The sequence below is a fragment of the Thioalkalivibrio sp. AKL7 genome (genome assembly GCF_000381705.1).
GTDB classification, from domain to species: Bacteria; Pseudomonadota; Gammaproteobacteria; order Ectothiorhodospirales; family Ectothiorhodospiraceae; genus Thioalkalivibrio; species Thioalkalivibrio versutus.
In genome coordinates, this window is record NZ_KB906962.1 from 1 (window position 1) to 13582 (window position 13582).

The window sequence follows — 13582 nt, forward strand, 5'->3', positions numbered from 1 at the left end:
ACGCTCACGGAAGTGAATCAGGCGGTGGTGGTCTGCGGCATTCTGGAGGATGCACAGGGGCGTATCTTTCTGGCGCGTCGCGGGGCCGATCAGGCGCTGGCGGGATGTTGGGAATTCCCCGGGGGCAAGGCAGAGCCGGGCGAAAGCCTGGAGGCTGCGTTGTGCCGCGAATTCCGTGAAGAGCTCGCGATGGAGATACGGGTGGGGGAAGAGGTCGGGCGCACACCGATTCCGGGTAATGGGGGCCTTGAGCTGGTGGCGCTGCGGGCGTGGACGGAAGATGAGAGCCCGGTGCTGACGGTGCACGATCACTGGTGCTGGTTGTCGCCATTGGAGGCTCAAGGGCTCGAGCTTGCGCCTGCGGACATCCCATTGCTCGAAGCCTTTATTGCCGCACGTTCCGGATGAGCCGAGATAACGCCGCCAAATCCCTGTCCGGTGCCCAATGGGTCGGTCTGCATGAACGGTTGGATACGCCTCGGGTACGGCAGGCGCTGGAGGCCTTGGGGCTGGAGGAGCACGCCCGCTGGAGCCAGGGCCTGGAGGGCGACGATCTCGCGATGAGCCTGGTCGCCGAGCTGGCCCAGCGGCTCGGGGAGCGCGCGGGTGAGCTGCGCGAGAAGGGACACGAGGACTGGACCCGGGCCGTGCAGGGGCTGGCGGATGCGCTGGCTGCGGCGGGGCATCCGCTATCCGGGATCGAGGAAGACCTTCCCCGGCCGCCGTTTCGGCAGTTGTTGGAGGTGCGCTCTCCGGCTGCCGACCAGGTGGGGCAACAGGAGACACCGCGGCCGGACATACCGTTGGCGCTGTCCAGCCTGCTCACCGGGTCCGATCGCACGCCGAGTCTGGTGACGCAGATCGAGAAGGAGCTGGCCAGTGCGGAGCGGGCCGATTGGCTGGTGTCCTTCATCAAGTGGAGCGGGATTCGCGCCCTGCGCGAAACGCTGAAGCGCTTTACCGAAACCCCGACCGCTGATGGCGCACCCAGGCTGCGGATCGCGACGACCTCGTACCTCGGGGCCACGGATCTGAAGGCGATCGAGTTTCTGCTAAGCCTGCCGAACACGGAGATTCGGGTCTCGTACGACACGCACCGCACGCGCCTGCACGCCAAGGCCTACCTGTTTCATCGAAGCACGGGGTTCGGTAGTGCCTATATCGGCTCGGCGAATGTCTCGCGCGTGGCGATGGATGAGGGGCTGGAGTGGACGGCCAAGGTCAGCGAGTACGAGCTGCCGCACATGTGGCGCCAGATCCAGACCTCGTTCGAGGCGCATTGGGCAGACCCGGCGGAGTTCGAACCGCTCACCACCGATGACCTTCCCCGCCTGCAACAGGCACTGGAATCGGAATCCAGCTCGGGGCCCGGGGCGCAGAAAGACGCCACCGCGTTCTTCGACCTGCGGCCTTACGCTTTTCAGCAGGAGATCCTGGAGGACATCCAGCGCGAACGCCGTTCGGGCATCGACCGCCATCTGGTGATCGCCGCCACCGGGACCGGCAAGACCATGATCGCCGCGTTCGACTATCGGCGCTTTGCGCGTGAGCAGGCGGATAAGGGGCGTCCGTCGTTGTTGTTCATCGCGCACCGCGAGGAGATCCTGCGTCAGGCAATGGCGAGCTTCCGCCAAGTGCTGCAGGACCACGAATTCGGTGACTTGCTGGTGGGTGGGGCGCGCCCGAGTCAGGACCGCCATCTGTTCTGTACGGTGCAGAGCTGGAATGCGCGAGACCTCGACCGGCTGGCCCCGGAGCATTTCGATTACGTGGTGCTGGATGAGGCGCACCACAGTAGCGCCGGCAGTTACCAGCGCATCCTCGACCATGTGCGGCCCAAGTGCCTGCTGGGCCTGACGGCGACGCCGGAGCGCACGGACGCCGACGACATCCGCAAACACTTCGGCCACCGCTACACCCACGAGATCCGCCTGCCGGATGCGATCGAGCGTCGGTTGCTGGTGCCGTTCCACTACTTCGGCGTGGCCGACCATGAGTCCGTGGATCTGAGCCGGGTGAGCTGGCGGCGCGGGGGCTATGACGCCGAAGAACTGGAAGGGGTGTTCACCGGCAACCGGGCGCGCGCCGATTGGGTCCTGCAGCAGGCCCATGAACACGCGACGGATCTCGGCTCGGTTCGCGGGTTGGGCTTTTGCATCAGTCGAGCCCATGCCCGGTTCATGGCCGAGCATTTTTCGGCCAAGCAGGTGCCCAGCGCGGTGCTAACCGGCGACAGCTCGGATCATGAGCGGCAGTCGGTACAGCGCGACCTGCGCGAGGGGCGCATCCGCTTCATCTTTACGGTGGACCTCTATAACGAAGGCGTGGACCTGCCGGAGGTGGACACCGTTTTGCTGCTGCGCCCGACCGAGAGCCTGACCGTCTACCTGCAGCAGATGGGCCGCGGACTGCGGTTGCACGAGGGCAAGCCACACCTGACCGTGCTGGATTTCGTGGCGCCGCAGGATCGGCGTTTTCGTTATGCCGATCGGTTCCGGGCCTTGAGCGCGCGGCCGGAGAAACGGGTGGATCACCAGATCCAGGAGGGCTTCCCCTGGTTGCCCAGCGGCTGCCTGATCCACCTCGACCGCCTGGCCACCCAGCGGGTCCTCGACAACATCCGTGCACAGATCAACCGCCAGCGCCCGCAGATCGTGCGCGAGCTGAAGGCCTGTTTCCAGGAGGACATCGACTCCGCGAGCCTGTCCAGGATGCTCGACTGCCTGCATATGGATGATGCCGAAGACCTGCTGCGCAAGGACCTGCCCTCCCGGCTGCGCGCAGACTGCGGAGGAGAATCGACCGAAGCCCTGGGGCCCTATGCCAGCAGCCTCAAACGCGGGCTGCAGCGCCTGGCACGGTGTGACGATCGGCAGTTGCTGGAAACCCTGCAGACCCATCTGGCGCAGCCGGCGGCGAACGTGGAACAGCTTGGCGAAGAGGATCGGCTTCGACTGGCCCTCGTCCACAGCACGCTATGGGGCAAGACACGGCCGGGGGATGGGGACCTCTCGGCCGTGGACGGTTTCGTCCGCGAACAGCGCCCCCTTTACCGGGATCTGCAGGAGGTCGCCGCTTGGCGACACGAGCGCATCGTCCCCGCCAGCGGCATCACATTCCTGGAGCAGACCGGTCCGTTGGAACTGCACGCGTCCTATACCCGCGAGCAGATCCTGCTGGCGCTCGGCCTCGGTAGCCTGGAGAAGCCCATCACTCAGCAGGAGGGTGTCCGGCACGTACCGGAACGGCGCGTGGATGCGCTGTTCGTCACCCTGGAAAAATCCGAGCAGGAGTTCTCCCCCACCACCATGTACGAGGACTACGCCCTCAACGAGCGGCGGTTCCACTGGCAGTCGCAGTCCGGCACCTCACCCAGCTCGGAAACCGGGCAGCGCTACATCCACCACGAACAGCTCGGTTACACCCCCATGCTGTTCATACGCCCGGCCAAGCGTGACGCCACCGGCCTGAGCCAGCCGTTCACCTTCTGCGGACCGGTGCGCTACCAGCACCACGAAGGCAGCAAGCCGATGAGCATCGTCTGGGAGCTGGATTACGAACTGCCCGCGCGGCTCCTGCACCTCGCCCGCCGCACGGTCCTGTAAAGGAAGAAGTACAGGCTTGCTTGAGTGCTGGTTGCCTGGGGATTTGCTCTCAGGTGGGTAGCGCGCCCTGCAACTGCCGCAAGGCGGGCAGATATCCCGGCAGCCGGGAGTAGAGTTGCTCGGCCAGCTTTTCGTCGTAGGTGTGCGAGGCGCGGTTGCGGTCATCCAGCATGGCGAGCCAGATGGCCTCATCCGATATCCAGCTCTGGCTCAGAGCCAATCGCAGGCAGGATCGTGGCGACGCGCACTCCAGCCCTTCGGGCACCGCGGCTGCCTTTACGGATTTCCACGCCAGTTCGAAGGTGAATTCGAACCGCTGAATGCTGGCATCCCGGGCCAGGTCGCTGGTGGGCGCCTGCAGGGCTTCTTCAAGCCGGCCGAGGGCCTTGCCGAAACTGTCGCGGACGGTGGTCAAAGCGGGATTCCCTCGCTTTCGATTTCCTTGCGCAATTCATCGCTGACCTCGGTCATATCCACCAGGTCGAAGGTGTAGAGGGTGCGCAGGTCCTCGATGTGCCCGCGGAGTCGGCCCCAGTCGCTGATGGAAACCTCCCTGGCAGGCAGCACGGCGAGGTCGATGTCCGAGTTCCACCGAGCGGTGCCGCGTGGCCAGGACCCGAACCAGAACACCTTTGCATCCTGGCCGAATTCTTCGCGTACGAGTTCCGCGGCCGCATGCGCGAGGCGGTTCACACGTTCGCGGGGCGGGAGTGCCTCTGCCGTGTTTCCGGTGCTGGCGTGGAGGGTCGATGCCATGTTTCGGACCGCCTTGGGCTTTGGCTCGACTATAGCATTCGGCCCTCAATGCCTGGGAGATACGGATCAGGCGGTCTGTAGCGCCGTCTTCTGTTCCCAGGCGAGGGCATGGCGGACGATGAGGTCGAGGTCGGCGTAGCGCGGTTCCCAGGCGAGGGTCTGGCGGATGCGGCGGGCGTCGGCCATCAGGGCGGGTGGGTCGCCTTCGCGGCGCGGGCCGAGGGTGACGGGGAAGTCGACGCCGCTGGCGCGTTTCACGGCGTCGATGACCTCGAGCACGCTGTAGGCGTGGCCGTAGCCGCAGTTGAGCACCTGCGAGTTGCCGCCACCGTCGAGGTGTTCCAGGGCGCGGACGTGGGCGGCGGCGAGGTCCTCGACGTGGATGTAGTCGCGTTCGCAGGTGCCGTCGCGGGTGGCGTAGTCGGTGCCGAATACGGTGATGCCGTCGCGCTGGCCGGTGGCGGCCTGGCAGGCGACCTTGATCAGGTGGGTGGCGTCCGGGGTGGCCTGGCCCAGCCGGCCTTCGGGGTCGGCGCCGGCGACGTTGAAGTAGCGCAGGCTGACGTAGCGCAGGTCGGAGGCGGCGCCCAGGTCCATGAGCATCCGTTCGGACATCATCTTGGAGGCGCCGTAGGGGTTGATCGGTTGTAGCGGTGCGTCCTCCGCGACCGAGACGGTGTCGGGGATGCCGTAGACGGCGGCGGTGGAGGAGAACACGAAGTAGCGCACGCCGGTGGCGGCGCAGGCCTCCAGCAGGTTGAAGGTGTTGCGGGTGTTGTTGCCGTAGTACTTGATCGGGTCGGTGACCGATTCCGGAACGATGATGTGCGCGGCAAAGTGGAGTACGCCGTCGAAGCCGCGTTCGAGTGTTTCTCGCAGGCGCCCGGTATCGGCCAGGTCGCCGACGACCAGCTCGGCATCCCCCACGGCCCAGGCGTGCCCGGTGCTGAGGTTGTCGTACACGGTGACGTCGTGCCCGCCCCTGCGCAGATGCTGCAGGACATGGCTGCCGATGTATCCGGCGCCGCCCGTTACCAGCAGATTCATCCGTCGCCCCCCGGTTGTGATGGGTTGGGCTGGCGGGCCGCCTCAGGTGCCCGGCGGTGCCGGGCGACGACCGTATTGCCAGCGATACCACAGAATACCGAGGTACTCGTGCAGGGCGAGCCAGCTGGTGCGCATGGCGTTAGCCTGGGGTTTGAAGGCGCCTAACGACAGCCTCGTGTCGTGGGCGACGAAGGCGCCGGTCGGGGCCGGGATGGCCTCCAGCCCGGCGCGCTCGAATGCCGCTGTGGCGCGCGCCAGGTGGTGCGCATGGGTGACCAGCAGGACGCGTTGCATGCCGCGTTCGTGCAACAGCGCGGCCGAGTGCCGGGCATTGCCTTCCGTGTCGCGCGCACGGGTTTCCTGCCACACCGGACTGACGCCGAACTCCTCCAGGACCTCGGCCATCCAGCGGGCTTCCGGTTCCCGGTCCTCCGGGCCGCCACCGGTGGCGACCACGGGGAGTCCGGTTTGCCGGTGCAGGGCGGCGGCGTAGCGCAGTCGCACCAGGGCCAGGTCGTTGACCGTTTCGCCGGAGAATTCCACCGCACCACTGCGATACCCGGCGCCGAGCACGACGATGGCTTCGGCGTGTTCCAGCGCGGCCGTGTCGGGCGGCGAGTAGGCGGCCTGCAGCGGGGCCATGAGGGCGTGACTGACGGGCGGGATGCTGAACGCGTAGGTCAGGAGCAGCCCGCCGGTCAGCAGGGCCTTGCCCGCCAGGGTCCGGTACAGAAGCAGGCCCGCCAGGGCCAGCAGGAGCGGGCCGCTGGGCGGGAGCAGAAACCAGTCGGCAAGGAAGCGGAGAGACAGAAACTCCACGGGACACTCCTGTTCGGTGGAGGTAGATGGCCCGACGTCTCCGTAACACGAACGTTAGTCCTGGAGCGCCGGGAATGAAGACCTTACGTGGACTCTGTTCATACCCGAGGCCTAACATCAAGTTGCTTGTGGAATCCGGTATTCCCGGTAAGCGTAGCCAGTTTCCGCGACCTTTGAGGTGCGGTGCGGGCCCCGTTCCCGGTCGGGTGAAGCCTCTAACAACCGCCAGAATCTCCAAGGGGGAGTCGTGATGTCCCTGATCAATGCTCCAAAGGCCGGGTCGAAGTCCGGGCCAAGGTTTGGCTTCGTCATCCTGCTGCCGGCCTTGTTGCTGGCAGGCTGTGCCACGACGGATTACCCGGAGGCCCCGACCTCCATCGAGCGCACGGTGATCGAGCAGTACATCATCGGTCCCGGCGATTCCCTGCAGGTATCCGTGCGCGGCAACCCGGATCTTTCCACCGGCGTCTCGGTACGCCCCGACGGGCAAATTACGACCCCGTTGGTCGAGGATGTCCAGGCGAGCGGGCAGACGCCCACGGAGCTGGCCCGTGTGATGGAGGAGGAGCTGTCCCGCTTCCTGCGTGACCCGATCGTCACGGTGATGGTGACCGGTTTTGCCGGGCCCTATAGTCGCCAGATCCGCGTGATCGGGCAGGCCGCCGCGCCGCAGGCGCTGCAATATCGCGAGGAGATGAGCGTGATGGATGTGATGATCGCGGTGGGCGGCATCACCGAATTTGCCGCTGGCAATCGCGCAGTGATCGTGCGTAACGAGAATGGCGAGCGCAAGCAATATGGGGTGCGCCTGGACGACCTGGTCAACGGTGGCGATATCTCGGCCAACGTGGACATGCTGCCCGGTGACACGCTGATCATTCCTGAACGACGCTTCTGACGAACCCGGAACGGGGGGCCGGTTTCCGGGTGGGTGGGCCTTTGAGGCACCGCCCGGGAACGACCGCCCCCATTGATCGGGCTCGGGGACGGTAGCCATGGACCCCCTGAAAAGGACAAACAACTCTTCTGTGCACGCGCCTCGGCGAGGCGGCTAGTCGTGCGCATCTTTGGCCACTACATCCGCCGCCGCGTCCTGATGCTCGCGGGCGCGGAGTTGCTCGTGGCGTATCTGTGCCTGTATGCGGTGCTGACCCTGCCGCCCTTCCAGCCGGAGGCTCTCAGCCTGCTGGACCCCCAGCTGATGGTGGCGACGCTGGTCGTCCTGGTCGTCCTCACTCTGGCCGGCCTGTACGAATCCGACTACCTCGCGACCCGCAGCACGCTACGGTCGCTACTGCGCCTGGTTCCGGCCATCCTGGTGGTGGGCGGGCTGCTGCTGGCCTATGGCGCCATGGTCCCGGCTGCGCTGTTTTCGCCGATCGCAGTCGGCGGCGGCGTGCTGCTCCTGCTGACCGGTCTGGTCGCCGAAAGGACCCTCTGGCGCAACTTTTCCGATGCGGATGCCTTCAAGCGCCGGGTCCTGGTGCTGGGCACCGGCAGCCGGGCCTGCGCGATCGACACGATCCATCCGGACAAGTATTCGGAAGAGCTGCCGTATCGGGTCCTCGGGTACATCGCTACCCAGGGCGAGAAGGATTGCGCGCGGGATCCGGGACGCCATTTCCAGCTCGGGAGCGATGCCAGCCTGCTGGACATGGCGCGTGAGCACCGAGTACACGAGATCGTGGTCGCGATCCGCGACCGACGCCACAACCTGCCGATCGGGCAGCTGCTTGAGTGCAAGCTCAACGGGGTTGCCGTTACCGACGTCTCGAGCTTCTTCGAGCGCGAATTGCAGAAGGTCCAGCTGGACTCGCTGAACGCCAGCTGGTTGATCTTCGGCGAAGGCTTCCGGCAGCACTGGACGCGCAACGCGGTGAAACGGACGTTCGATGTGCTGGCCAGCGCCACACTGCTGGCGGCGACCCTGCCGGTGATGCTGGCCACCGCCCTGGCGATCAAGCTGGAGAGTCGCGGCCCGGTGTTCTACTGGCAGACCCGGGTGGGTCAGGGGAACGTCCCGTTCGAGGTCTGCAAGTTCCGCAGCATGCGCGAGGACGCCGAGGTCGATGGCGTCGCGCGCTGGGCGGTGCATGACGACGACCGCATCACCCGTGTCGGGCGCATTATCCGCAAGCTGCGCATCGACGAACTGCCGCAGGTTATCAATGTCTTCCAGGGCAGCATGTCGTTCGTCGGACCGCGCCCGGAGCGGCCGGTGTTCGTCGGACAGCTCACCGAGCAGATCCCCTATTTCCCCGCGCGCCACACCATCCGTCCGGGGATCACCGGCTGGGCTCAGGTGCGGTATCCCTACGGGGCCTCGGTCGAGGATGCGCGGCAGAAGCTGCAGTACGACCTGTATTACGTGAAGAATCACACCCTGTTTCTGGACATCCTGATCCTGTTCGAGACCGTCAAGGTTGTACTGTTCGGCCGCGGGGCCCGCTGAATCCGCGATGCTGATGCCCCTGGCCGCGACGAGCTATCTGACGGCGGCACTTGCGTTCCTGGTCCTGGCCGTTGTGACCGTGGTGCGCTGGCGCAATCGCCCCTCGGCCCTGTGGATGGTGCTGGCCTCGCTGCTGTCGGTGGGATGGGCGGGATATCTGGGCTTTCTGGCCTGGCACTACGGGACCAGTGCTGCGATCTCCGGTGGGGTGATGGAGGTGGCGCGCAATGCCGGTTGGTTTGCGGTGTTGCTGGCGCTGCTCGCCGGCAGTGGCAGCCGCCCCGGGGTGGAGCCGCGTGCGTTGCGCTGGTGGGGGGCGGCCACCACGGCGTTCCTGCTGTTCATCCTGGTGCCGATGCTGTGGCCACAGTTGCTGGGCGCCATCTGGCCGGGGCTGGCAACCCTGTTGATGGCGATTGCCGGACTGGTGCTGGTGGAGCAGGTCTACCGCAACACGCCGCCGCAGAATCGCTGGGAGATCAAGTTCCTCTGCCTGGGCCTGGGTGGCCTGTTCGCGTTCGACCTGTTCCTGTTTGCGGATCTGGTGCTGTTCCAGACGATCGACAGCCCGTCCTGGCAGGCCCGCGGGTTCGTCAACGCGCTGGTGGTCCCGTTGCTCGCGGTCGCGGTGAGCCGGCGCCTGCCGCACCGCGAGGGGCCCACGGTGTCCCGCCATCTGCTGTTTCACACCGCGTCGCTGTTCGGGGCCGGGCTGTATCTGCTGGCGGTCGGGGGCGCGGGGTATTACCTGCGCCACCACGGGGGCGATCTGGGCGCGCTGCTGCAGGTCACCCTGCTGTTCGGGGCCGTGCTGCTCCTGGCGATCGTGCTGTTTTCCGGCAGCGTCCGCGCCCAGTTGCGCGTCTGGCTGGCCAAGCACTTCTTCAACTATCGCTACGACTACCGCCAGGAGTGGCTGCGGTTTACCGGCACCCTGGCGCAGACGGACCACGAGATCCCGTTTCGCCAGCGGGCCATCCAGGCCATTGGCGAGCTGGTCGAGAGTCCGGGGGGGTTGTTGTGGGTTCGTCGGGACGACAGCACCTTCGCCCTTGACGGGGTCCTGAATCTGGGCCAGCCGGACTATCCGTCAATGGAACCGGACGACCCGCTGGTGGCGTTTCTGACGCAGTCCGGCTGGGTGATCGATATTGACGAGTTCCGCCGCGATCCGGCGTTCTATCACGGGCTCGATCTGCCGCAGTGGCTGGTCGACAACCCGCGCCACTGGGCCGTGGTGCCGCTCCTGAAAAGCGATGGTCTGGAGGGTTTTGTCGTGCTCGCCCAGCCGCGGGCACGGCACCGTATCGACTGGGAGGAGCGCGACCTGCTGAAGACCGCGGGCCGTCAGCTGGCGGTCTACGTGGCCCTGGTGCAGACCGACGAGGCGCTGCTGGAGGCGCGTCAGTTCGAGACCTTCCACCGGCTGGCGGCGTTTCTGGTCCACGACCTCAAGAACGTATCGGCCCAGCTGTCCCTGATCAGCTCCAACGCCGAGCGTCACCGTGACAACCCCGAGTTCGTGGCGGACGCCTTCCGCACCGTCGGCAATGCACGCGAGCGTCTGGAACGCACCCTCGCCCAGTTGCGCAAGGCGCAACCGGGTGCCGACAGCCCGCGTCAGGCGATCGCCATGGACACCCTGTTGCGCGAGGTCGCCGGCGATAGCCGCGAGATCCATCCGCTGCCCCGAGTGGCGATCGACACATCCGCGGAGGTCCTCGGAAACCGTGATGCCCTGCGGAATGTACTGCTGCACCTGGTGCGGAATGCGCAGGAGGCCACACCGGATAACGGCGATATAACCTTGACCCTGAAAACCCGGGATCAATGGGTCATTATCGGAATCAAGGATAACGGGTCCGGCATGGACGAGGACTTCGTTCGTCGGCGGCTCTTCCGTCCGTTTCAGACTACCAAGGGAAACGCCGGCATGGGTATTGGGCTGTATGAGGCCCGCGACCTGGTGGTCCGGATGGGCGGGCGGATCGATGTTTCCAGCCGCGTCGGCGAGGGGACCACCTTCACGTTGCGCCTGCCGCAGCACGGCGCATGACAACCCTCCCCGCCGTCCACCATCACGTCCTCCCCGGGCCGGGTGCAATGTAATGGAGTCGATGCTCAAGCTTCTGATTGTCGAGGATGACACCGGCCTGCAAAGCCAGTTGCGCTGGTGTCTGGACGGCTACGAGATCCTCCAGGCCCAGGATCGTGCCAGCGCGATGTCCCACATGCGCCGTCACGAGCCCGAGCTGGTCACGCTGGACCTGGGTCTGCCCCCGGACCCCGCAAACGCCACCGAGGGCCTGGCACTCCTGGAGGAGATCCTGGCGTTCAATCCCGGGGTCAAGGTGATCGTGGTCACCGGCAACGATGATCGCGAGAACGCCCTGAAGGCCGTTGCCCTGGGGGCCTACGATTTCTATATCAAGCCCGTGGACGCCGAACTCCTGCGTCTGATCGTGGACCGCGCCGCGCGGCTGTACGAGCTCGAGGAGGAGAATCGGCGCCTGGCCCGTGGCGGCGTCTCTTCGCTGTCCGGGCTCATCACTGCGGATCCGCGCATGCTTCAGGTCTGCCGCATGGTGGAACGCGTGGCGCCCTCCGACGCGACGGTGCTGTTGCTGGGTGACAGCGGCACCGGCAAGGAGGTCCTGGCGCGCGCCGTCCATGACCTGAGTAACCGCGCCAAGGAGCGCTTCGTTGCGATCAACTGCGCCGCGATCCCCGAGAACCTCCTGGAAAGCGAGCTGTTCGGCTACGAGAAGGGCGCCTTCACCGGTGCTACCCGCCAGACTATCGGCAAGATCGAACACGCCGACAAGGGCACGTTGTTCCTGGACGAGATCGGCGATCTTCCGCAGAGCCTGCAGGCCAAGCTCCTGCGCTTTCTGCAGGAGCGCACGGTCGAGCGTCTGGGCGGGCGCAACGAGATCCCGGTGGATGTGCGCATCATCGGTGCGACCAATCAGGACCTCCAGGCGCTGATCCGCTCGGGCGATTTTCGCGAGGACCTGTTCTATCGCATTAGCGAGATCGCCATCGACATCCCCCCGGTACGCGAACGTCAGGGTGACGCAACCCTGTTGGCGCATGCGCTTCTGGAACGCTTCGCCCGCGAGCAGGGCAAACCCCGCCGCGGCTTCACTGCCGATGCGCTGCGGGCGATCGAGGGCCACAGCTGGCCCGGCAACGTGCGCGAGATGGAGAACCTGATCCGGCGCGCCGTAATCATGGCCGACGGCAATCTGGTGACCGCGGAAGATCTCGGCTTGCAGGACCGGGATCAGGATCCGCCGCCGGAGCGCCTGCGCGAGGCCCGTGACCGGGCCGAATATCAATCCGTAATCAAGGCGATGGGGCGCACGAACGGCAACATCGCCCAGGCAGCCGACACTCTCGGCATTACCCGTCCAACGCTCTACGGCCTGCTCGACAAGTACGGGCTCAGATGAGGAGCACCATAGTGACTACCCGATACATGCAAGAAGACGCCGGGCTCGCCCGGCCCCGCCCCATCCGGATACCGAACGGGCGGCTGAAGCCCCTGGCCCTGGCCGTGGTGCTGGCCACCGGTGTGGGTCTGGCCGGCTGCGACCAGATCGGGGCGGGCAGCGAACAGGACTACCTCGAACGCGCCCAGGCCCTGCAGGAGAAGGGCGACTACCAGGGCGCGCGCATCGAGTACCGCAATGCCCTGCAGCTGAATACCGATGCCCCCGCCACTCGGCAAAGGCTCGGGGTGGTGTACCTGCAGTTGAACAACCCCGAGGAGGCGCTGCGTCAGCTGGAGCGGGCGCAGTCGCTCGGGATCCCGGACGCTCAGGTGGCGTTGCCGCTGGCCGAGGCGTGGTTCGCGACCGATCGTCTTGTGCGCATCCGTGAGCAGGAGGTGCCGGAGGACCTGGCGGCGGAGGAGCGGCCGCGGCTGCACGCCTTGCGGGCCGTCGCCTTCGCGGCCGTCGGCGAGCGCGAGGCGGCGGAAGGCGAGCTGGCGCAGATTGGAGAGCGCGAGCAGGAGCCGCTACAGGCCCTGGCGCATGCCCACCTGTCGATGGCCCAGGGCGATGCCGAGCACGCGATCGCATCCCTGGAGCGGGCCCTTGACCTGCAGCCCGAGCTGGGACAGGCCTGGAGTCTCCTGGGCGAGTATCGGCGCATCACCGGCGACCCCGAGGGTGCGGAAGAGGCCTTCAGTCGAGCCATCGAAGTGCGCCCGGCCTCGGGGCGCGATCACATGGCGCGGGCGATGGTGCGTCTGAATGCCGGTGATTACGAGGGTGCGCGGGCGGATGTCGACGGCCTGAAGCAAGGCGGCTCGTCGCATCCGGGCGTGCATTATCTGGACGGGATGCTCCTGATGGAGCAGGAGCGGCATAGCGAAGCGCGGGCGAGTTTCGAGCAGGCCCTGGCCGGCAATCGCTCCTACAGCCCGGCGCTTCTGGGCCTCGGCCTGGCTCATCGCAGTCTCGGCAACATGGAGCAGTCCGAACACAACCTCAATCGTCATGTTCAGGAGAGCCCCGGATCGCTGCAGGGCATTCGTACGCTGACGGCGATCTATCTGGAACAGGATCGCGTGGAGGATGCCCTGCAGTTCGTGGAGCGGGCAAGCCGTGACTACACCGGCGAGCCGGCCGACATGGCCGAGCTGCGCGGGCGACTGCTGCTGGTTGCCGGCGATTCCGAAGCCGGCATCGATGCGTTGCGCGACGCGGCGGCGTCGAGCCCGGGTTCGCAGGGTCTCCAGGAATTGCTGGCGGTGGCGCTGCTCCGGGGCGGGGAGACGGAAGAAGGTCTGGATGCGCTGCGCGCCGCCGGAGGCGGCGAGGCCTCGGCCCAGCAGGTGGATACCACGCTGGTGCTGTACCTGTTGCAGACAGGACGCTACGACGAGGCACTC

General features: G+C 66.4%; 11 protein-coding genes. 7 read left to right on the plus strand and 4 right to left on the minus strand.

Annotated elements, in window-relative coordinates:
- Positions 1-408 (plus strand): (deoxy)nucleoside triphosphate pyrophosphohydrolase (locus G315_RS0113535; protein WP_019612689.1); only part of this gene is annotated, 408 nt, incomplete at its 5' end.
- Complete coding sequence (locus G315_RS0113540) at positions 405-3605, plus strand: DEAD/DEAH box helicase (protein ID WP_019612690.1); 3201 nt, start codon at positions 405-407, stop codon at positions 3603-3605. The genes G315_RS0113535 and G315_RS0113540, both read left to right, overlap by 4 nt.
- Before the next feature lie 49 nt (positions 3606-3654).
- On the opposite strand, the gene G315_RS0113545 is transcribed toward G315_RS0113540, so the two are convergent.
- The 4 genes from G315_RS0113545 to G315_RS0113560 all read right to left on the minus strand — a co-directional run bounded on the left by G315_RS0113545 (position 3655) and on the right by G315_RS0113560 (position 6227).
- Complete coding sequence (locus G315_RS0113545) at positions 3655-4020, minus strand: HI0074 family nucleotidyltransferase substrate-binding subunit (protein WP_019612691.1); 366 nt, start codon at positions 4018-4020, stop codon at positions 3655-3657.
- Complete coding sequence (locus G315_RS0113550; protein ID WP_019612692.1) at positions 4017-4361, minus strand: nucleotidyltransferase family protein; 345 nt, start codon at positions 4359-4361, stop codon at positions 4017-4019. The genes G315_RS0113545 and G315_RS0113550 overlap by 4 nt, the downstream gene beginning before the upstream one ends.
- A gap of 66 nt (positions 4362-4427) precedes the next feature.
- The gene (gene galE, locus G315_RS0113555; protein WP_019612693.1) at positions 4428-5408 is read right to left on the minus strand and encodes a UDP-glucose 4-epimerase GalE; all 981 of its coding nucleotides are present in this window, start codon (positions 5406-5408) and stop codon (positions 4428-4430) included.
- A 42-nt stretch (positions 5409-5450) separates the two neighbouring features.
- Entirely contained in the window at positions 5451-6227 is a 777-nt protein-coding gene (locus G315_RS0113560; RefSeq protein WP_019612694.1) for a YdcF family protein, read from the minus strand.
- A 250-nt stretch (positions 6228-6477) separates the two neighbouring features.
- Between G315_RS0113560 and G315_RS0113565 the strand changes: the two genes are divergently transcribed.
- From G315_RS0113565 to G315_RS0113585, 5 genes are all read left to right on the plus strand, one after another.
- Positions 6478-7125, plus strand: a complete 648-nt coding sequence (locus G315_RS0113565) for an XrtA/PEP-CTERM system exopolysaccharide export protein (protein ID WP_018144849.1) — start codon at positions 6478-6480, stop codon at positions 7123-7125.
- A gap of 159 nt (positions 7126-7284) precedes the next feature.
- Positions 7285-8679, plus strand: coding sequence for a TIGR03013 family XrtA/PEP-CTERM system glycosyltransferase (locus tag G315_RS0113570; protein WP_018144848.1), 1395 nt, complete (start codon positions 7285-7287; stop codon positions 8677-8679).
- Positions 8680-8686: 7 nt separating this feature from the next.
- Complete coding sequence (gene prsK, locus G315_RS0113575; protein ID WP_018144847.1) at positions 8687-10735, plus strand: XrtA/PEP-CTERM system histidine kinase PrsK; 2049 nt, start codon at positions 8687-8689, stop codon at positions 10733-10735.
- A 61-nt stretch (positions 10736-10796) separates the two neighbouring features.
- Positions 10797-12134, plus strand: a complete 1338-nt coding sequence (gene prsR, locus G315_RS0113580; RefSeq protein ID WP_018144846.1) for a PEP-CTERM-box response regulator transcription factor — start codon at positions 10797-10799, stop codon at positions 12132-12134.
- An 11-nt stretch (positions 12135-12145) separates the two neighbouring features.
- Positions 12146-13582, plus strand: a 1437-nt coding sequence (locus G315_RS0113585) for a tetratricopeptide repeat protein (RefSeq protein ID WP_231370720.1), incomplete at its 3' end; no start/stop codon positions are given.

Excerpts from the sequence above, each read along its gene's own strand:
- G315_RS0113540 (WP_019612690.1), top strand. The coding sequence starts at position 405 with ATGAGCCGAGATAACGCCGCCAAATCCCTGTCCGGTGCCCAATGGGTC.
- G315_RS0113550 (WP_019612692.1), bottom strand. The coding sequence starts at position 4,361 with ATGGCATCGACCCTCCACGCCAGCACCGGAAACACGGCAGAGGCACTC.
- galE (WP_019612693.1), bottom strand. The coding sequence starts at position 5,408 with ATGAATCTGCTGGTAACGGGCGGCGCCGGATACATCGGCAGCCATGTC.
- G315_RS0113565 (WP_018144849.1), top strand. The coding sequence starts at position 6,478 with ATGTCCCTGATCAATGCTCCAAAGGCCGGGTCGAAGTCCGGGCCAAGG.
- prsK (WP_018144847.1), top strand. The coding sequence starts at position 8,687 with ATGCTGATGCCCCTGGCCGCGACGAGCTATCTGACGGCGGCACTTGCG.
- prsR (WP_018144846.1), top strand. The coding sequence starts at position 10,797 with ATGCTCAAGCTTCTGATTGTCGAGGATGACACCGGCCTGCAAAGCCAG.